Source organism: Clostridium sardiniense, from assembly GCF_019753795.1.
Classification (GTDB): Bacteria; Bacillota; Clostridia; order Clostridiales; family Clostridiaceae; genus Clostridium; species Clostridium sardiniense.
This window is the reverse complement of record NZ_JAIKTU010000005.1, coordinates 40,129-58,997: the sequence shown is the minus strand read 5'-3', so window position 1 is coordinate 58,997 and position 18,869 is coordinate 40,129. Positions and strand designations below refer to the sequence as shown.

Sequence of the window (18,869 nt, the reverse complement as noted above, 5' to 3'; positions counted from 1 at the left end):
ATACTTCTTTTTTGGACGATTGAAGTAGTGAAGTTATAACATTAGATACATTGTTATAAATATTAATTTGATATAGTTTTTTTTTGCCTCAAATGTGTGAGTATAAAATCTTTTTATATAACAAAAAAACCCCATCCATAATAAGGACGAGATTACTCACGTGGTACCACCTTAATTTATTATATACTTTAATTAGTATATAACCTCATTAAAAGTTTTTAACGATACTTAACCGATAACACCTAATATCTAATAAATAGAGTTCAATGCATGACTCCGAGATGTATTCAAAATAAATGTCTTAGCGCCTCTCATCACCCGGCAACTTTCTGTTAAGCTTAGGTATTCCTACTTGTTCTCTTCATTGTCTTTAGTTATTAATTTATTTAGCAGTGCTTTGTTTGACTGCTTGAACTCATTATATCTCCATAAAATCTTAGTGTCAACATTAATTTTAAAAAAATTGCATTAAATACCATTGAAACATAGATTTTTAAGTTAATAAATTTTAAAAGTATTATGGGAAACGTAGTAAATACGAGAGTTAAGCTATTTATATATATTTAACAATTATATTGTATAATAATAAAAAAAATAATAAAAAATAGAATATACTAAAGAAGAAAGAGGTATTAACATGAAATTTTTGAAGTACTTATTAATATTTATACCTATAAGTATAATTGGTGAGTTTATGCATTTATCACCTACAATATTATTTATATTAGCAGCACTTGCTATAATTCCGCTTGCTGGACTTATGGGGGAGGCTACAGAGGAAATATCATTTTATACAGGACCAAAACTTGGTGGATTTTTAAATGCTACTTTTGGGAATGCAACTGAGCTTATAATATCGTTCTTTGCATTAAAGAGTGGTTTGTTTGATGTGGTTAAAGCATCAATAGCAGGGTCAGTAATAGGAAACACACTGTTAGTTCTAGGTGCAAGTATGTTAGTTGGAGGACTTAAATTTAAGACTCAAAAATTTAATAAGAAAGTTATAGATATAAGTTCAAGTATGCTTTTATTTTCAGTTATAGGATTAAGTATACCAGCTATATTTACACATACAGTTAGTCCAGAGCTATTAAATACAAAATATGAAGGATTAAGTATCATAGTTGCTGTTATAATGTTTGCAATTTACATATTAAGTTTAGTATTTTCATTCTTTACTCATAAGGATATATATGAAGTAGAACATGAAGAGAATGGAGAAATAGCTAAATGGTCACTTAAAAAATCTATATTAGTTCTTGCTGTAGCAACAGTTTTAATTGCAATTGAAAGTGAACTTTTAGTTGGGGCAGTGGAACCTATGACACAATCACTTGGATTAAGTGAATTCTTTGTAGGTATAATTTTAATACCGATAATTGGAAATGCAGCAGAGCATAGTACTGCTGTTGTTATGGCACTTAAAAATAAAATGGATGTTGCCGTAGAAATAGCACTTGGATCAAGTCTCCAAATAATTTTATTTGTTGCACCAGTTCTAATTTTTTTAAGTCTTTTGTTCACTCCGATGAGTATTGTATTTAATGTTTTTGAGCTTGTTGCTTTAATTGTTTCAGTCATAATTGCAAATAAAGTTGCAAGTGATGGTGAATCAAATTGGCTTGAAGGAGTACAATTATTAGCTGTATATATAATTATAGCTGCTGCCTTTTTTGTAGTGTAGAAGTTTAATTTTATTAATATAGAGTAGATAGTTAAAGTTAAACAATTATTAAATTTAGATATATAACTTAGATAAAAATATAAAAATCACGTGATTTTCCTTGTGAAGATACACGTGATTTTTAATGAAATAGATTATTTGAAAGTCTATATTGTATAAATCTTTATTATGTTAAATTTAAAAGTATAGTTAAATAGAAATGTCTATAAAAGATATTTTATATTAATTAATGTTAACTTTAGCGGTGAATAAAGTTTTTTCATCTATTATGCTTATATTTCCATTTTCATCTGGAGCACCTAATATTTCTTCAAATAAAGATAATGTTAAAGATTTTGAATTAATATTTTTTCTTTCTAAAATAACTGAATAGGTACCATCCTTGAAGGTTTGTGAACTTGATGATACAAGAGAATATTTATCATCTTTGATATTTATTCCATATTGATGGATTTTTTCGCCAGCTTTTGTAGGTGGGATCTTTTCAGTTTTGCCTTGTAACTTAATTTCAAACGGAGTGATTGAAAGACTATCCAAACTAGAACCATAGTTATTTCTCTTATTTATATTTATTATTTTTACTAGTGAATTGTCAGTAGATATAGGTATATTAAACTTCCAATTTCCCCTTAATACTTGATCTTTATTAACAACAATATCCTTAGCTGGTTCATAAAGGGTTGAAGGGATACTTAAAGCTTTAAGATTTATATTTAATTTAAAATCTTTTGGTATTGTTGTATTTAACTTTGAAATATCATATTTTGCAGCACCTATGAATGTATTTTTATCTAAATAATTACCTTGTATACCAGATGTAGCAGTTGGGATTTCAATGTTAGAAAAGTTAGTTTTAATTGTACCCTCCTCTAAAATTTGCATCAATTCATTTTCTTTAATTCCAATATTAGAATTGTCTATATAATTTATTAAACTTTCATCAGAAGTCGTGTATTTAAATGGTTTTTTACTTTCGATTTTATATGTTATATAAAGAGATTCACCATCACAAAGAGCTTCAGATATAGTTACAGAAGTACCGTTACTATGAGATATTTCATTAATATTGCTAGAATAATCCTTATAATTTCCTGAGAAATTAATCTTATCTTGAAGTTTTTCAAATATGCCGCCAATAAGTGGTATGTTTGATGCAAAAGCTGGATTTTTTATACCTAATATAGTAATTGCAGTAGTACTAATTAATAGAAAAGAAGCTACTTTAAATTTGAATTTTTTAATTTTACTCTTTTTAGTAGTACAAGCTTTCTCGATGCCTAGTTGTATAACTTCATCTATATTATTTGGTAATTTAATATTATCAAATTGATTATTCATTTAAATAATCCTCCTTTAAAATTCTAGATAGTAATTCACGACCTCTCTTTAAATAGGTTTTTACTGTATTTTGAGGTATATCTAGAACTTCTGATATTTCATCTATTTTCATATCTTCAAAATATTTCAAGATTATAACTGTTTTATATTTAGGTTTTAATAAATCAATTGCATTGTACAAATCAATATTTGATTCAATTTTAGATATATTACTTTCAATATAAACTGAATTATCGGTAATTAAAGTGGTGGTTCTTTCTCTTTTTTTAATAAAATCTATTGAGGTATTAATTAATATTCTTGATATCCATGTATTAAAAAATTGAATATTTTTTAATTTCTTTATGTTTAAGAAGCCTTTATATACAGTTTCTTGAAGTATATCTAATGCATCTTGCTCATTTTTTACATACAAAAAGGCAAGCTTGTATAAGTATTCTTTATTATTTTTAATTAATTTTTCATAAGAAAGTTTATCACCTTTTATAGCCTTTTTTATAATTAATTCTTCCGAGGTGAGTTCAGGGTTTGAAATTAGATTTTTAATTCTTATAGTTTCAATCATAAGTTGTCCTCCATAATTAATAACATCGATGTTTCATATATTAGTCTTTATACTATACCAAAAAGTTTCAAAAAAATATAAAATTAAACTAACTAGTTAATTATATTAAATAAAGTATTTTATCTAGTAATTAGGTGATATAATAATAAAAATATAATCTGAAAGGATGATTTCAATGTTAGAAATACTAAGAGAAAGAAGAAGTATAAGAAAGTATAAAGAACAAAAAATCGAAAAAGAAAAGATAGATAAAATACTTAAAGCTGCGCTACTTGCACCATCATCAATGAATAAGAAACCAGTTGAGTTTATATTAGTTGATGACAAAGAAACATTACTAAAATTAGAAGAGTGTAAAGCTAAAGGAACACTTGGATTAAAGACTGCACCACTTGCAATTATAGTTGTTGCAGATACAGAAGGAAGTAATGTATGGATTGAAGATGCTTCAATAGCATCAACATTAATTCAATTAGAAGTTCAGAAATTAGGTCTGGGATCATGCTGGATACAAATAAGAAATAGACAAAGCGAAAACGGAGATTCAGAAGAAGCTGTAAGAAATGTCTTAGGGTTACCAGAAAGTTATGGAGTATTAACTATATTGACTATAGGATATAAAGATGAAGAAAAAACTGCTTATGATGATTCAAAGTTAAATCATGAAAAAGTTCATTATGGTAAGTTTTAAGATTAATATTTAATATAAAATGAATGGCTATACTAATAATATTTAGTATAGCCATTTTAATATTTACGTTTAAACTTGAATGTTAAATTTAAATTGTATAAATGATATACTAAGGGTAGTAATTATGAAAGGACGTGTATAATTTGGAAAAGTTATATTATATAGATCAATACATAAAAGAATTTACAGCAGAGATAGAGGAGATAATTGAAAAAGATGATAGATTTCATGTAATTCTAGATAAAACTGCATTCTTCCCAGGTGGGGGAGGTCAGCCTTGTGATTTAGGATTCATAGGAGAACATGAAGTTTTAGATGTATATGAAGAAGCTGGAAAGGTATATCATGTTGTATCTAGAAAGCCTATAAAAATACATAAAGTAAAGTGTAATATAGATTGGGAAAGAAGATTTGATTATATGCAACAGCATTTAGCACAACATACACTTTCAGGATGCTTCTTTAAATTATTTAATCATAATACTGCAGGTATACACCTAGGAAAAGAAATAAGTACTATAGATATAGTAGGGGAAATTACAGAAGAACAAATAAGAGAAGCTGAAAAGTATGCAAATAAAGTTATAAATGAAAATTTAAATGTAGAATTTTTATTTCCAGAAAAAAGAGAACTTAAGAAGATGGGACTTAGACGTGATCTTCCGAAGACAAATGAAAAAATAAGAATTGTAAAAATAGAAGATTTAGATATAAATGCTTGTTGTGGTGTTCATCCAAGTAGAACTATAGAACTTCAATCTATAAAGCTTGGAAGATATGAAAAGCATAAAGGGAATACTAGAATAGAGTATTTAGCTGGCAATAGAGCTATTAATGATAGCTTTAAAAAGGATGAATTTTCAAGGAAAATATGTAGATTCTTAAGCTGTAGCGAAGATGAAGCTATAAATAGTATAAATAACTTGAATAATGAATTAAAAACTGCAAATAGCAAGAATAAGGAACTTACAATAGAAATATCAGAATATAAGAGTAAAGAACTTATAGAAAATGCTGATAAGGTATCTGATGTATCAGTGATTAGAGAAATATATGATAATGAAGATGTTAAATATGTAAGTAAGCTTGCAAGTAAGCTTACTGAAATGGGGAAAGTAATAGCTTTAATGGCAGTAAAAAATGAGGATAGAGTGAACTTAATATTTGCAGCATCAAAGGATATAAAAAATGCAGAAATGAACAATCTTCTTAAGGATTCAATTAGTTTAATTGATGGAAGAGGAGGCGGAAGTAAAATATTAGCTCAAGGTGGAGGAAAGAATAATAATAATCTTGACTCTCTTCTTGATTATGCTTTCAAAAAAGTAAAGAATTCATTAGAATAAGATAAAAAAAATATAAGACTTATCTATATTTATAGATAAGTCTTATATTTTTATAAGTTCCTCATAAATCTTGTTAAGGAGTGTTCCTGTACTATCAGCAGAATAATGCCAAAACATCATTCCTAATAGGTTATTCCTCTTTAGGTAATTACATTTATGCTCTAAAGATTCTTCATCATCATAGGATAAAAAATCACATCCATTAAATAGGTAAGGTGCTTTTGCTTCGTTATCCCAATATCTTTTAAATCCATTTTTGTTTATAAAATTACTCTTTAACACATCGTAATTTCCACCAAAGAGACCAACTGTTTTTGCCATTTGGAATAATCCGTTATTAAAGTTTGGAACATATCTCCAAGCTCTTGCATAGAAGGCTGAACCTATTACTAACTTTTCCTTAGGAACACCAGATTCAATAAATAATTTAACTGATGAATCAGTGGATATTCTAAAGATATCTCCAGTTGAATTATATAAATTAGTATGGTGACCAGTTAAAATTTGAAAGCCATCTCTTAAATCATAAGTCATAAGTTGGACATAATCTAAATAATTATGTGCCTTATTCATTTCAGTTGCATCAGTATAATATTTATATGAGTAAGTTTTAGTGCATCTTTCTTTGTAATATCTTTAAGGCCTGAATCTCTTAAATAAGCGATTACATATTTTTCTCTCATAAATAAATCCTCCCCAATTTTTTGAATTTTATTAAATGTTTTATCAATTATTACATGGACCATACTATAAATAACTTATACATAAACTTAGGATTAGTGATTTATATAGTAATAATAGAATCAAACTAATAATAAGTAATCGATTTATAGGTTAAAAAATTATATTAAAATATAAGAAAGATTGTTAAATAATATTTAAATAGAAAAAGTCAGTAAAATTTATTATTATATACTTAAGGAAAGTAATTTAAGGTGATAAACATGGAATTTTTAAAAAGAAATACATTTAAAATGGCAGTGTCTGCAACTATTGCAATATTTATAGCGGAAGGATTTGGTTTAAAATTTGGAGTAACTGCTGGAATAATTGCAATACTTAGTATACAAGACACAAAAAAGGAAGCATTATTAGTTGGTGGAAGAAGAGTAATAGCAGCTACTATAGCTGTATTATTATCATATTTACTATATGTATTACTTGGAAATAACTCTTTAGTATTTGGACTTTTCTTACTTATATTTATTCCTATAACTAAGAGGTTCAAATTAGAAGAAGGAATGGTGGTTGGAGCCGTTTTATCAACTCACCTTTTAGTTAGTAGTGATATAAACTTGAGTTGGATAGTTAATGAAGAGGCTCTAACTTTTATAGGTATAGGTATAGCATCATTATTCAATCTATATATGCCATCTCTTGATGATAAATTTAATATAAATAAGGAGTTTATTGAGAATCAGTATAGAAATATAATTTTTGATATGTCAAAGAGCTTAATTACAAAAGCTGTTCCAGTAAATGAAAGAAAAAGACTTATTGAGGTAGAGAAGGTTATAGAAGAGACTAGAGCACTAGCTTATCAAATAAATAATAATTATTTATTTAAAGATGAGCTTTATTACATAGATTATATAGAAATGAGAGTGAAGCAGCTAGATGCAATAAAGAGAATGACTTCACATTTTTCAAGATTTTCAATAACCTATGATCAAACATTAATAATGGCTACTTTTACAGAAAATATAGCAACTAATATATATGCTGATAATGATTGTATAGAACTTCTTTATGAATTAACTAAATTGAGAGCAAGTTATAAGGATATGCCTCTTCCAAAAACTAGAGAAGAGTTTGAAAATAGAGCAATGTTATTTCAATTTTTGAATGATTTGGAAGAGTTTTTATTAACAAAGAAAGAATTTAGAAAAATATATAAAAATAAAGCTAAGAGATTATCTTAGCTTTATTTTTATATATTGATAATATGCATTTTTCTTTCTTTAAAATATACAGGAGTAAGGTCAGCCTCTTTTATGATATATTTTGCAGCATCAATATGTAATCCTATGCCTTCTTTAGAATGAGCATCAGATCCAATAGTTACGTATTTCCCACCTAGGTCCTTATATCTTTTATAAATAGGTATAAGTGATTCAATTGCCTTTTCATCACCAAGACGTCTAGTATTTACTTCTATGACCTTGCCCTTTTTTAGTAGTATACTAAATATTTTATCAAGATAATCTGAGAACTCAGATAAATATATTTCATTATCAGCATATTTTAAATATCTGCAAGGATAATCAATGTGAGATAGTGAATCAAAATTATCAAATTCACTTATGTCTTTTATTATCTCTTCAAAATACTCAGATAAATATTCTTGTTTTGATAAAGTGGTATTTTTTGAATTTATGAAGATATCAATATCATTTATTGAATGTATTGAACCTAAAATAAAATCAAAAGGATATGAATTAGATATGATATTATTTTTATCAACTATAGTATGTGAAAGTCCAATTTCTATACCTAGTAATAAATTATCGCTTCTGTATTTAGAATATCTATTAAAAAATTCACTACAATCAACTTTAAATAAATCTTTTTTAGGATAATTATAATCCATATGTTCTGTTATTATAGTGCCTATATTTAATTGGTTACCTTTTTCTATTACATCTTCTATCTTCATTTTACTATCTGAAGAAAACTCTGTATGCATATGACAATCGAAAATCATAAATAACCTCCATCAAAATAATAAATTGCTTTTTTATATTATAGCATAGTATTATAAATTATAAGGATAATAACCTATATATGGAGGAATGATTATGAAAGAGTTATTTAAAATAAAAGATATGTCATTTTATGAAGAAGATTTCTTAGATGAAATTGAAGAGTATGAAGATATAATTCCTATAATACAAGATTTAGCGAATCAATTAGATTATGAAAGAATTAGCTGTGTTGAAATTAATGAATGCTGTAAAGTAAGTAAAGATAATTATTATATTGAAATTCATGGATATATAAATGGAGAAGACGAGTTTATAACAAAAGAAGAAAAAGAAAAGTTTGAAAATGTATTAAGTAAAGAAACATTAGATTTATTTGTTATAAGAGTATATAAATGTGTTGATTGCGGAAAGTGGATTATAGATATTTTAGAATAGTGAAAATAGGGCGTTATATAGACGAAAATGTTTATATAACGCCCTAAATTATTACTAAAATATTAAGTTTAACAATAAATGATTAAAAAAATAAAGAATTAGGTTAATAAAATATTGATTTTATGGCAAATAATTTATTATTATATATTTAAAGGTTGAGGTGAAAAATGGCGATTAAAGAAAAATTAGATAGATTTATTAAGAAAACAAAGGATATCTTAGTTAATAAAAGTGATGAAATAAGAAAATTAAACAAAGATACTTATAGAGAATTTCTTAAAAAGAATCTCAAGATAATTATTTTAATTGGTATTGTAATATTTTTGTTATCTGGATATTTTGTAGGAAATATTAGAACTACAAAAGAGCAACTCCTTAAAAAATTAGAGATAGGTCTTGAGGATGGAAGTGCATCTAAACTTCAAGATGTTATAAGAGTTAATGATAAAAAACTAAAGAAGAAGGATCTAATCACATTAATAGCTTATTATAAAGGACAAGATTCACAGGTTAATAGTGTAATTGATGGACTAAAGGAAGATAATAAAAAGGCTATTTTTGAATTAGTAAATGAAAAAGGTATATTTGGTGATAATTATTATGTAAATTTAAAGACTTTTAATCTTAAAATTGTAAGTAACTTTAAAGATGCCAATATATATTTAAACGAAAAAGAAAAAGTAAATTCAGGAGATACATTAAATAACCTTATACCAGGTAAATATAAGATTAGTGGATCAATAGCTAATGAATATGGGAAAATCAAAAAAGAAGAAGACATATCCTTAATGAAGGATGAGACTGTAGAGCTTAAGCTAGACGGGATTATGGTAACTGTAGATAGTAAATTTGGAGATGCTAATGTATTTATAAATGGTAAGGATAGTGGGATAAAGTGTGAAGATTTTAGAAATATAGGACCAATGCCAACTGATGGTAGTATAAAGCTTTCAATTCAGAAGGAATTTCCTTGGGGGCTTGTAAAGGGAAAAGAAAGTGAAGTGCTTCAAACACCAAATATATCTTTAAAACTAGATATAGAGAATGATGCACTGTGGAATGAAATAAATACATCTTTAAATACTTTTTATAAAAGTGTATTTGAAGCTTTAAATAGTGAAGATAAGGAGGCTATAGAAGGAGCGACGAACGAAGCAAGAGATAAGATATATTCAGTTATAGAGAAGCAGTATTTCATACTAAAAAATAATTATGAAATGAAATCTTTAGATATTGATAAAGAAAAGAGTAATTTTCAATATAAAAATGGAGAGTATAAAGCAACTATAGTTTGTGAGGTAAAGTATGATACTAGCAAAGTATTGTTTGGATTAGGAAGAAAAGAAAATAGCAAGAAGTTCTTAACTAAGCTTATATATAAGAATAATAAGTGGACTGTCGATGATGTAGAGAACTTTTCGTTATAAATGAAAGGGGAATGGGGCATGAAAAAGAAGGTAATATCACTGACGATAATTATAACTATGGTAACTGTATTAACTCCAATTGATAATTTTAATGTATATGCGGCTAATAATTCTAATAAAGAAAAGATTGAGAGTAATAAAGAAAAAATTAGTGATTTAGAAAAAGAAAAGAATAATATAAAAGAAAAGAAAAAAGAACAGGAAAGCGAACTTGATTCCCTTATGAAGGAGATAGAAGAGAAAAGCCTTCAGCTTACAAAGTCAGAAAATACACTGAAAAAATACGAAAATGAAGTACAGAGATTGAATAAGGAAGTAGATAAAATCAACACAGAAATATCTACAAATGAGAAAGAAATAGTACAAAACGAAGAAGAAGCTAAAAATACAGAAGAATTATTAGAAAATAGACTTAGAAGTTATTATAAAGCAAATTTTCAATCTCAATATTTATATATGATTTTTTCAAGTAAAAGTATTGGAGAGTTATTTTCAAATATATTTAATGTAAATAAGATAATAAAGACAGATAATGAGCTTCTAAAAGAAATAAAAGAACTACATAAAGAATTAGAAGAAAAAAAGGAAACCCTTAATAATAAGAAGATTAAAGTGCAAAATGCAAAAAAAGAGCAAGAAGAATTGAAGCAAAAGTCTAAAGTGGAGAAGGACAAGCATGAAGCAGAGGTTAATAAGCTGAAAAGTTTAGAACATGAAAAAGAGATTAAAATAAATAAATTATCATCAGAAGAGAAGAACGTGAAAAGCAAAATTGAGGATCTATTAAGTTACAATGCGGAACTTCAAAATGAAATAAACAAGATATTTAATGAAATAAATAATAATAATAGCGGGAGTAATAATAACAATAATAGTAATTCTGATTTAAGTAATAATAATAAGCCAAATGAAAGTGGATTCATGGTTCCTACAGTAGGACCAATAACTAGTTCTTATGGGCCAAGAGTGCATCCAGTAACAGGTGCTAATGGCTTCCATACAGGGGTAGATTATGGAGCATCTCATGGAGCACCTATAAAAGCATCAAAAAGTGGAACAGTTGTTACAGCTGGATGGATGAGTGGGTATGGAAAGACTGTAATAATAGATCATGGGAATGGGAAGCAAACTTTATATGCACATTCAAGTGAACTTTTAGTTTCTGCTGGACAGAAGGTTTCTGGTGGACAAGTTATAGCTAAAGTTGGAAGTACTGGGATGAGTACAGGGGCACATTTGCATTTTGAAATAAGAATTAATGGTAATCATACAGATCCTATGAGATACTTGTAATAATATAACCGCTTAAGTTTTTAGCGGTTATATTATTATATAAAATAAAAAACCTGCACTAAAATAGCACAGGTTAAAGGGTTATGTTCATTTAAGAAAGGGAATAAATGAACATTTTGTGGGGTTTATTTAAACTCTATAGCGTTTGCTAATAGAGTGGTATGGGCTTTAATTAATTTTTATTTATCCGTTAATGTAATTATACTAAAATTTAAAATAAATTCCAATAGGTAAAGGATTAATTTACTCTTTGTTAATCAATAGTTAAAAGAATGTTTAAAAATGTTGAAAAAAGGAGAAAAATAAAAATATTTATATAAAGAGTATTATATTATCGGATTTGTGCTAAAATATAATTTAGAAAATTACAAATTTTTGTTAGGATAAAATACCACACATAGTGTTAATAATTTAATAAAGGAGAGTAGTTATGTTAAGACTAGAAAAGAAGACTTTTTTAAAAGATGCTCCAGAATATGAAGAGTATTCAGATAATGTGGCTAAACTTACAGATGATGAGAAGAAATCTTTAGGAATTAAAGTGTGCAATTGTCGTTGTAAAAGCAAGGCTAAAGTAAAAAAGTAATTAAAATATAAGAAAAAGTTATTATTTTAATTAAATAAATATTGTATACTATATTTATTATTAGTAAATTTAGGAGGTAAATATTTTGGCTAAACCAAGTATTTTTAGTAAAGATTATGAAAAGAAGATGAAGCGAAGAAGGCTTAGAATTATAATAATAGTTGGCTTGGTAGCAATTATTGCTGGATTGCTTATATATAAATTTAAAATAGAAAATATGGATTTTTCTAATGTAAGAAATAAATTACAAGCATGGGTTGATAGTGATAATCCAGACATAAAAAAACCAGTAGAAGAATCTAAAGTGCCAGAAGTTAAGGAACCGGAAGTTAAGCCGGAACCTCCAAAGAAGACTTATATAGAAGCGAAGCTTGATGGAGACATTGTAGCTAAATGTGAATATAAAATAGTTGATGACAAGAAAGAATTCGTTGGCATGGAAAAAATAGAAGGGGCTAGCTATGATATATCACCTAATAAACAATTGTTACTAATATTAGATAAAGATCAAAATATTAAACTAATAGATATAGATGGAAAAGTTACAGATATAACAAGAAAAGAATATGTATCTACAAAGGGAGGTAAATTTCCTAAAGATACTATAATCAAAAAGGACAAGGATTATGTCTGGCATGATCAAGCTAAGTTCATAGATGATGATAATATAGCTTATGGAAGTAATTTACCATACTTTGGGACAGCAGCTAATAAGGAATATTTATGGATATACAATATAAAGAGTAAAAATAATACGTTAGTAAGAAGTATATCTGGTAAAGATATTACTATAGGTAAAGTTGTTCCTAAAAAAGGGATAGAAGTTAAGGTAGATAAAAATGAATATATAATTAATAATAAGGGAAGTATTGTAAAGTAAGATATACCAAATTTGCTATATAACACAAAGCATTTGAAAATGTGTAGAAATCTATGTTATAATAACGTAGTTAATAAACGAGAATAAAGAACTATTTTAGGAGGAAGAACAAAAATGGAAGCTAAAATGGAAAAGATAGAAGCTAATGTTGTTAAATTTGAAGTGAGAGTAGAGGCAGAAAAATTCACTGCTGCTTTAAATAAAGCTTACAACAAAAATAAGAAGAATTTTAATATACCTGGGTTCAGAAAAGGTAAAGTACCAATGGCAATGGTTAAAAAGCACTACGGTATAGAAGTGTTATTTGAAGATGCTATAAACACAGTAGTAAGTGAAACATACCCAACATTAGTTGAAGAAAACAACTTAAAGCCAGTTGATTTCCCAAGCATAGATGTATTAGAAGTTGGAGAAGGAAAAGATTTAGTTTATACAGCAGAAGTTACTGTATATCCAGAAATTGAACTTGGAGAATACAAGGGATTATCAGTTAAGAGAAAAGAAGTTAAAGTAGAAGATGCTGAAGTTGAAGGTCAATTAAAGAACATGCAATCTCAAAACGCAAGAGTAGAAACTAAGGAAGAAGGATCAATTGAAAAAGGCGACATCGCTGTTATAGATTTCAAAGGATTCATCGACGGAGTTGCTTTTGAAGGTGGAGAAGGACATGATTATTCATTAGAAATCGGTTCAGGATCATTTATTGATAACTTTGAAGATCAATTAATAGGATTAAGCACTGATGAAGAAAAAGAAGTTAAAGTTAAATTCCCAGAAAATTACGGAAAAGAAGACTTAAATGGAAAAGAAGCTACTTTTGAAGTTAAAGTTAAAGAAATAAAAGTTAAAGAAATGCCAGCTTTAGATGATGAATTTGCTAAAGAAGTATCAGAATTTGATACATTAGCTGAATTAAAAGCTGATATAACTGGTAAAATAGAAGAAACTAAGAAATCTTCATTTGAAAGAGAATTTGAAGATGAATTAATAACAGCAGTTATTGAAAATTCAAAAATGGACATTCCAGCAGTAATGGTTGAAAAAGAAATTGATAACATGGTTAAAGACCTTGAAGCAAGATTAAGCCAACAAGGATTATCATTAGAACAATACATGCAATTTACTGGAAACACAGAAGAAAAAATGAGATCATACATGAAAGAAAATGCTGATAAGAAAGTTAAGGCTGACTTAGTATTAGAAGCTATAGCAAAGGCTGAAAAAATCGAAGCTACTGAAGAAGAAATTAAAGAAAAAGCTACTGAAATAGCTAAGATGTATGCTGGAGATGAATTCGAAAAAATGGCTGAAATGCTAGTTCAAACTCAAAAGCACATGATTGAAAAAGATATCGTTGTTGGAAAGACAATTAAGTTATTAGAAGATAACTGTAAATAATTGATATATTAAAAGTTAATAGATGTAACGATTAGATAATTGCCAGAAAATGTTTTTCTGGCAATTATTTCAAATAAAAAGATTAACAAAAGATAAATCTTGAGGTATAATTTTATTTAAAGTTACATTAAAAAGGAGGGAACAGTAATGAGCTTAGTTCCAATGGTTGTTGAACAAACAAATAGAGGAGAAAGAAGTTATGATATCTTCTCTAGATTATTAAAAGATAGAATAATAATGATTAATGGTGAAATAAATGATGCGACTTCAAATTTAGTAGTTGCTCAACTTTTATTCTTAGAAAGTGAAGATCCAGATAAGGATATATATATTTATATAAATAGTCCAGGAGGATCAATTACAGCTGGTATGGCTATATATGATACAATGCAATATATCAAACCAGACGTTTGTACTATATGTATTGGATTAGCTGCATCAATGGGATCTTTCTTACTTTCATCAGGAGCAAAGGGAAAGAGATATGCTCTTCCAAATGCTGAGATTATGATACACCAACCTTTAGGTGGATTCCAAGGTCAAGCAACTGATTTTGATATACATGCAAAGAGAATTTTAAGAATAAAAGATAAATTAAATCAAATACTAAGTGAAAACACAAATCAACCTTTAGATAAAATAAAAGTTGATGTTGAAAGAGATTACTTCTTAGAAGCAGACGAAGCTATGGAATATGGATTAGTTGATAAAGTTATTACTAAGAATGAAATCGAAAATGCATAATAATTAGGATTTGTCCTTAGCGAGGTGAAAATATGGCTAAATACGAAGAAAAGAAACAGTTAAAATGTTCTTTCTGTGGCAAGAATCAAGATCAAGTTAAAAGATTAATAGCTGGTCCGGGAGTCTATATATGTGATGAATGTATCGAATTATGCTCAGAAATTATAGAAGATGAATTTGAAGAAACTAGTGATGTAGTTTCTCAAGATTTACCTAAACCACAAGAAATTAAAGAATATCTTGATTCATATGTAATAGGTCAAGAAGGAGCTAAAAAATCATTAGCTGTTGCAGTATACAATCATTATAAGAGAATAAATACTAAGAAAGTCTCAAATGATGATATAGAATTACAAAAGAGTAATATATTACTACTTGGACCAACAGGTTCAGGTAAAACATTACTTGCTCAAACATTAGCTAAAGTTCTTAATGTTCCATTTGCAATTGCAGATGCAACGACATTAACAGAAGCTGGATATGTTGGAGAAGATGTAGAAAACATCTTATTAAAATTAATACAAAATGCTGATTTTGATATAGAAAAAGCAGAAAAAGGTATTATTTATATAGATGAGATAGATAAGATTGCAAGAAAGTCAGAAAATCCATCAATTACAAGAGATGTTTCAGGAGAAGGTGTTCAACAAGCACTTCTTAAAATATTAGAAGGAACAACTGCTTCAGTACCACCACAAGGTGGAAGAAAACATCCTCATCAAGAATTATTACAAATAAATACTTCAAATATATTATTTATTTGTGGTGGAGCTTTTGATGGAATAGATAAAATAATTGAAAAGAGAACAAGAAAAAGTTCAATTGGTTTTGGAGCAGAAATTCAATCAAAGCAAGAAAAAGATTTAGGAGTAGTATTCAAAGAGATTATGCCAGGAGATCTTTTAAAGTTTGGCTTAATACCTGAATTTGTTGGAAGATTACCTATATTAGTAACTTTGGAATCTCTAGATAAGAAAGCTTTGGTTAAAATACTATGTGAACCTAAAAATGCTCTAGTAAAGCAATATAAGAAGCTATTTGAACTTGATAATGTAAATCTTGAATTTACAGATAAAGCATTAGATACAATAGCTGAAGAAGCTATTAGTAGAAGCACAGGTGCTAGAGGGTTAAGAGCTATAATAGAAGAAATGATGATGGATATAATGTTTGAAATTCCTTCAGATGAAAGAATTACAAAAGTAGTTATAACGGAAGATACCATCAAAAAAGGTGAAAAACCTGAGGTTCATAGGTTACCAGAAGGTGAAGTAAGACCTATGCTTGTTGATAAATCATCAAAGAATAAAGAAGATATGGAAACAGCATAAATAGAAAACACTCTCTAATAAAGAGTGTTTTTTTATTTATAGGATTACAATTATTGAAAAAAGTTATGGTTATGGTATACTTATTAGGTCTAATAAAAATAATGATGAAGATTGGAGGAAGACAGGTATGACAAACGAAAATATTCTTCCTTTAATTCCTCTAAGAGGGATAACTATTTTCCCGAATATGGTTACTCATTTTGATGTTGGAAGAGAAAAATCAAAAGCAGCTATAGAGGCTGCAATGCAAAATGGAGAAAAGATTTTTTTAGCGCCACAAAAAAGTGTAGAGATAGATGATCCAAAAAAAAGCGATATAAGTAAATTTGGAACGATATGTGATATAAAACAGATAATTAAATTACCTGATGATGTAATAAGAGTTTTAGTTGAAGGTAAAGAAAGAGCTAAAATAAAAAAATATCAGGCAAAGAAGGTTTATTTAGAAGTTGAATTAGAGAGAATTAAAGAAGAAAAAATAGATAATATTGAAATAGAAGCTTACATAAAATCTTTAAAGGAAACATTTATAAAGTTTATGAAGCTCACAGGAGAGAGTTCAAAAGATATTATTAAGGCTGTAGAACTTGATGATAAAATACACGAGTTTATAGATATGGTAAGTTCTGTGGCTGTTACAAGAGAAGATTATAGACAAGAATTATTAGAAACAATAGATTTAAAGAAGAGACTTGAAAGACTTCTAGAAATGATTGAAGAAGAGATTCAAATTATAAAGATTCAAAAGAAAATAGCAGATAGAGTTAAAGAGAAGACTGATAAAAGTCAAAAGGAATATTTCTTAAGAGAGCAACTAAAGGTTATACAAGAAGAGCTTGGGGAAGATGATGAATCAAAGCGTGAAATAACTAAGTATGAAGAGAGAATTAAAGAAGCGAATCTTCAAGGAGAAGTTAAGGAAAAAGCAGAATATGAGCTTAATAGATTAAGAGGAGCTGGAGCATCAAGTTCTGAAGAAGCTGTTATAAAGACATATTTAGACTGGATAGTGGACATGCCTTGGAATAAGAGTAGTGAAGATACTATAAATATAAAAAGTGCAGAAGAAGTTCTTCAAAAAGAACATTATGGTTTAGATGATGTTAAAGAAAGAATTATAGAATATTTAGCGGTAAAGCAAATGAGTAAGAGCATGAAGGGCCCAATACTTTGTTTAGTTGGACCACCAGGAGTTGGTAAGACATCTATTGCAAAGTCAATAGCTGAAGCTATGAATAGAAAGTACTCTAGAATAGCTTTAGGTGGTATGAAAGATGAATCAGAAATAAGAGGACATAGAAAGACTTACGTTGGAGCAATACCAGGTAGAATAGCCTACGCATTGAAAGAAACTAAGACAAATAATCCTCTTATATTATTTGATGAAATTGATAAAATCAGTTCAAATTACAAAGGTGATCCATCAGATGCATTACTTGAAGTATTAGATAGTGAGCAGAATTTTAATTTTAGAGATAACTATCTAGAACTTCCAATGGATTTATCTAATGTGTTCTTTATAGCTACAGCAAATAGTTTGGATACAATACCTAGACCATTACTTGACAGAATGGAAGTTATAGAGGTATCAGGTTATACTTATGAAGAAAAGTTCCAAATAGCTAAAAGATATTTAATACCTAAGGCTTTAAAAGAACACAATATTGAAGACGATAAGATAAAAATAAGTGATTCTTCAATTAGAGAGGTTATTGAAGGCTATACTCTTGAATCAGGAGTAAGAAGCTTAACTAGAGTTATAGCTTCATTAATTAGAAAATCTATAACCGAAATGCTTAAAAAGAATAAAGATAGTATGAGTATAAATTCTAAAAAAGTGGAAAGTCTATTAGGTAAAAAGGCATTTAGCTATGATAGAGTAGATAAAGAAGATAAAATAGGAGTGGTTACTGGAATGGCATGGACTGCTTATGGTGGAGATACATTACCTGTAGAAGCAATGGTTATGGAAGGTAGCGGTAAGCTCCAATTAACAGGACAGCTCGGAGATGTAATGCAAGAATCTGCAAAGGCCGCATTTACCTATGTAAGAGCTAATGCTTCTAAGTATGGAATTGATTTAGATTTTTATAAAAATAAGGATATCCATATACATGTTCCAGAAGGAGCTGTTCCAAAAGACGGTCCTTCAGCAGGAGTTACTATGGTTACAGCATTAGTATCAGCCTTATCAAATAAAAAGGTTAAGCATAATGTTGCTATGACTGGAGAAGTAACTCTAACAGGAAGAGTATTACCAATCGGAGGGCTTAAGGAAAAGTCACTTGCAGCTGTTAGAGCTGGAATTGATACTATAATTATTCCAAAGGATAATGAAAAAGATGTAGATAAGATACCAGCTTCAATTAAAAAAGGCTTAAAGATAATAGTGGCAGAACAAATTGATACGGTATTAAATAATGCAATAATGCAGTAATTGGAGATG

Annotated in this window: 17 protein-coding genes and 1 other annotated feature; of the genes, 13 read left to right on the top strand and 4 right to left on the bottom strand. The window is 27.9% G+C overall.

From position 1 onward, the window contains the following. Positions 1 to 139 precede the first annotated feature (139 nt). Positions 140 to 374: a binding site (T-box leader), on the bottom strand. Between the two features lie 263 nt (positions 375 to 637). Then, positions 638 to 1,684 (top strand): calcium/proton exchanger, encoded by a 1,047-nt coding sequence (gene cax, locus K5V21_RS07020; RefSeq protein ID WP_204594691.1) that lies wholly within the window; start codon positions 638 to 640, stop codon positions 1,682 to 1,684. 222 nt (positions 1,685 to 1,906) lie between these two features. Here the strand turns inward: cax and K5V21_RS07015 are convergent, their stop codons facing one another. Next, positions 1,907 to 3,022 (bottom strand): DUF4179 domain-containing protein, encoded by a 1,116-nt coding sequence (locus K5V21_RS07015; protein WP_221860299.1) that lies wholly within the window; start codon positions 3,020 to 3,022, stop codon positions 1,907 to 1,909. Continuing rightward, positions 3,015 to 3,587, bottom strand: coding sequence for a sigma-70 family RNA polymerase sigma factor (locus tag K5V21_RS07010; RefSeq protein WP_221860297.1), 573 nt, complete (start codon positions 3,585 to 3,587; stop codon positions 3,015 to 3,017). The genes K5V21_RS07015 and K5V21_RS07010 overlap by 8 nt, the downstream gene beginning before the upstream one ends. Before the next feature lie 175 nt (positions 3,588 to 3,762). Between K5V21_RS07010 and K5V21_RS07005 the strand changes: the two genes are divergently transcribed. Continuing rightward, positions 3,763 to 4,278, top strand: coding sequence for a nitroreductase family protein (locus K5V21_RS07005; protein WP_221860295.1), 516 nt, complete (start codon positions 3,763 to 3,765; stop codon positions 4,276 to 4,278). 143 nt (positions 4,279 to 4,421) lie between these two features. After that, positions 4,422 to 5,624, top strand: a complete 1,203-nt coding sequence (locus K5V21_RS07000) for an alanyl-tRNA editing protein (RefSeq protein WP_221860294.1) — start codon at positions 4,422 to 4,424, stop codon at positions 5,622 to 5,624. A 42-nt stretch (positions 5,625 to 5,666) separates the two neighbouring features. On the opposite strand, the gene K5V21_RS06995 is transcribed toward K5V21_RS07000, so the two are convergent. Next, a complete protein-coding gene (locus K5V21_RS06995; RefSeq protein WP_221860292.1) occupies positions 5,667 to 6,197 on the bottom strand; it encodes a glycoside hydrolase family 18 protein in 531 nt (176 codons plus the stop codon). Between the two features lie 371 nt (positions 6,198 to 6,568). Between K5V21_RS06995 and K5V21_RS06990 the strand changes: the two genes are divergently transcribed. Next, on the top strand, positions 6,569 to 7,546 hold the full coding sequence (locus K5V21_RS06990) for an aromatic acid exporter family protein (protein ID WP_221860291.1): 978 nt from the start codon (positions 6,569 to 6,571) through the stop codon (positions 7,544 to 7,546). 8 nt (positions 7,547 to 7,554) lie between these two features. On the opposite strand, the gene K5V21_RS06985 is transcribed toward K5V21_RS06990, so the two are convergent. Continuing rightward, on the bottom strand, positions 7,555 to 8,328 hold the full coding sequence (locus tag K5V21_RS06985) for a histidinol phosphate phosphatase (protein WP_221860289.1): 774 nt from the start codon (positions 8,326 to 8,328) through the stop codon (positions 7,555 to 7,557). Between the two features lie 94 nt (positions 8,329 to 8,422). Between K5V21_RS06985 and K5V21_RS06980 the strand changes: the two genes are divergently transcribed. From K5V21_RS06980 to lon, 9 genes are all read left to right on the top strand, one after another. After that, complete coding sequence (locus K5V21_RS06980) at positions 8,423 to 8,764, top strand: hypothetical protein (protein WP_221860287.1); 342 nt, start codon at positions 8,423 to 8,425, stop codon at positions 8,762 to 8,764. 167 nt (positions 8,765 to 8,931) lie between these two features. Continuing rightward, entirely contained in the window at positions 8,932 to 10,191 is a 1,260-nt protein-coding gene (locus tag K5V21_RS06975; RefSeq protein ID WP_221860285.1) for a TcaA 3rd/4th domain-containing protein, read from the top strand. Positions 10,192 to 10,209: 18 nt separating this feature from the next. Then, the gene (locus K5V21_RS06970) at positions 10,210 to 11,484 is read left to right on the top strand and encodes a murein hydrolase activator EnvC family protein (RefSeq protein ID WP_221860283.1); all 1,275 of its coding nucleotides are present in this window, start codon (positions 10,210 to 10,212) and stop codon (positions 11,482 to 11,484) included. 430 nt (positions 11,485 to 11,914) lie between these two features. Continuing rightward, positions 11,915 to 12,070, top strand: coding sequence for a hypothetical protein (locus K5V21_RS06965; protein ID WP_221860281.1), 156 nt, complete (start codon positions 11,915 to 11,917; stop codon positions 12,068 to 12,070). Positions 12,071 to 12,155: 85 nt separating this feature from the next. Continuing rightward, positions 12,156 to 12,950 carry a hypothetical protein gene (locus tag K5V21_RS06960; protein ID WP_221860279.1) on the top strand — a complete coding sequence of 265 codons (795 nt, stop codon included), beginning with the start codon at positions 12,156 to 12,158 and terminating at the stop codon, positions 12,948 to 12,950. A gap of 114 nt (positions 12,951 to 13,064) precedes the next feature. Continuing rightward, positions 13,065 to 14,348, top strand: coding sequence for a trigger factor (gene tig, locus K5V21_RS06955; protein ID WP_221860277.1), 1,284 nt, complete (start codon positions 13,065 to 13,067; stop codon positions 14,346 to 14,348). Positions 14,349 to 14,495: 147 nt separating this feature from the next. After that, positions 14,496 to 15,092 carry an ATP-dependent Clp endopeptidase proteolytic subunit ClpP gene (gene clpP / locus K5V21_RS06950; RefSeq protein ID WP_204594677.1) on the top strand — a complete coding sequence of 199 codons (597 nt, stop codon included), beginning with the start codon at positions 14,496 to 14,498 and terminating at the stop codon, positions 15,090 to 15,092. A 32-nt stretch (positions 15,093 to 15,124) separates the two neighbouring features. After that, on the top strand, positions 15,125 to 16,423 hold the full coding sequence (clpX, locus tag K5V21_RS06945) for an ATP-dependent Clp protease ATP-binding subunit ClpX (RefSeq protein ID WP_204594676.1): 1,299 nt from the start codon (positions 15,125 to 15,127) through the stop codon (positions 16,421 to 16,423). A gap of 127 nt (positions 16,424 to 16,550) precedes the next feature. Then, positions 16,551 to 18,860, top strand: a complete 2,310-nt coding sequence (lon, locus tag K5V21_RS06940) for an endopeptidase La (protein WP_221860275.1) — start codon at positions 16,551 to 16,553, stop codon at positions 18,858 to 18,860. The last annotated feature ends 9 nt before the right edge of the window (positions 18,861 to 18,869 follow it).

Bases quoted from the DNA above. Each gene is read 5' to 3' on its own strand.
- cax (WP_204594691.1), top strand. From the start codon at position 638: ATGAAATTTTTGAAGTACTTATTAATATTTATACCTATAAGTATAATT.
- K5V21_RS07015 (WP_221860299.1), bottom strand. From the start codon at position 3,022: ATGAATAATCAATTTGATAATATTAAATTACCAAATAATATAGATGAA.
- K5V21_RS07010 (WP_221860297.1), bottom strand. From the start codon at position 3,587: ATGATTGAAACTATAAGAATTAAAAATCTAATTTCAAACCCTGAACTC.
- K5V21_RS07005 (WP_221860295.1), top strand. From the start codon at position 3,763: ATGTTAGAAATACTAAGAGAAAGAAGAAGTATAAGAAAGTATAAAGAA.
- K5V21_RS06995 (WP_221860292.1), bottom strand. From the start codon at position 6,197: ATGAATAAGGCACATAATTATTTAGATTATGTCCAACTTATGACTTAT.
- K5V21_RS06990 (WP_221860291.1), top strand. From the start codon at position 6,569: ATGGAATTTTTAAAAAGAAATACATTTAAAATGGCAGTGTCTGCAACT.
- K5V21_RS06985 (WP_221860289.1), bottom strand. From the start codon at position 8,328: ATGATTTTCGATTGTCATATGCATACAGAGTTTTCTTCAGATAGTAAA.
- K5V21_RS06980 (WP_221860287.1), top strand. From the start codon at position 8,423: ATGAAAGAGTTATTTAAAATAAAAGATATGTCATTTTATGAAGAAGAT.
- K5V21_RS06975 (WP_221860285.1), top strand. From the start codon at position 8,932: ATGGCGATTAAAGAAAAATTAGATAGATTTATTAAGAAAACAAAGGAT.
- K5V21_RS06970 (WP_221860283.1), top strand. From the start codon at position 10,210: ATGAAAAAGAAGGTAATATCACTGACGATAATTATAACTATGGTAACT.
- K5V21_RS06965 (WP_221860281.1), top strand. From the start codon at position 11,915: ATGTTAAGACTAGAAAAGAAGACTTTTTTAAAAGATGCTCCAGAATAT.
- tig (WP_221860277.1), top strand. From the start codon at position 13,065: ATGGAAGCTAAAATGGAAAAGATAGAAGCTAATGTTGTTAAATTTGAA.
- clpP (WP_204594677.1), top strand. From the start codon at position 14,496: ATGAGCTTAGTTCCAATGGTTGTTGAACAAACAAATAGAGGAGAAAGA.
- clpX (WP_204594676.1), top strand. From the start codon at position 15,125: ATGGCTAAATACGAAGAAAAGAAACAGTTAAAATGTTCTTTCTGTGGC.
- lon (WP_221860275.1), top strand. From the start codon at position 16,551: ATGACAAACGAAAATATTCTTCCTTTAATTCCTCTAAGAGGGATAACT.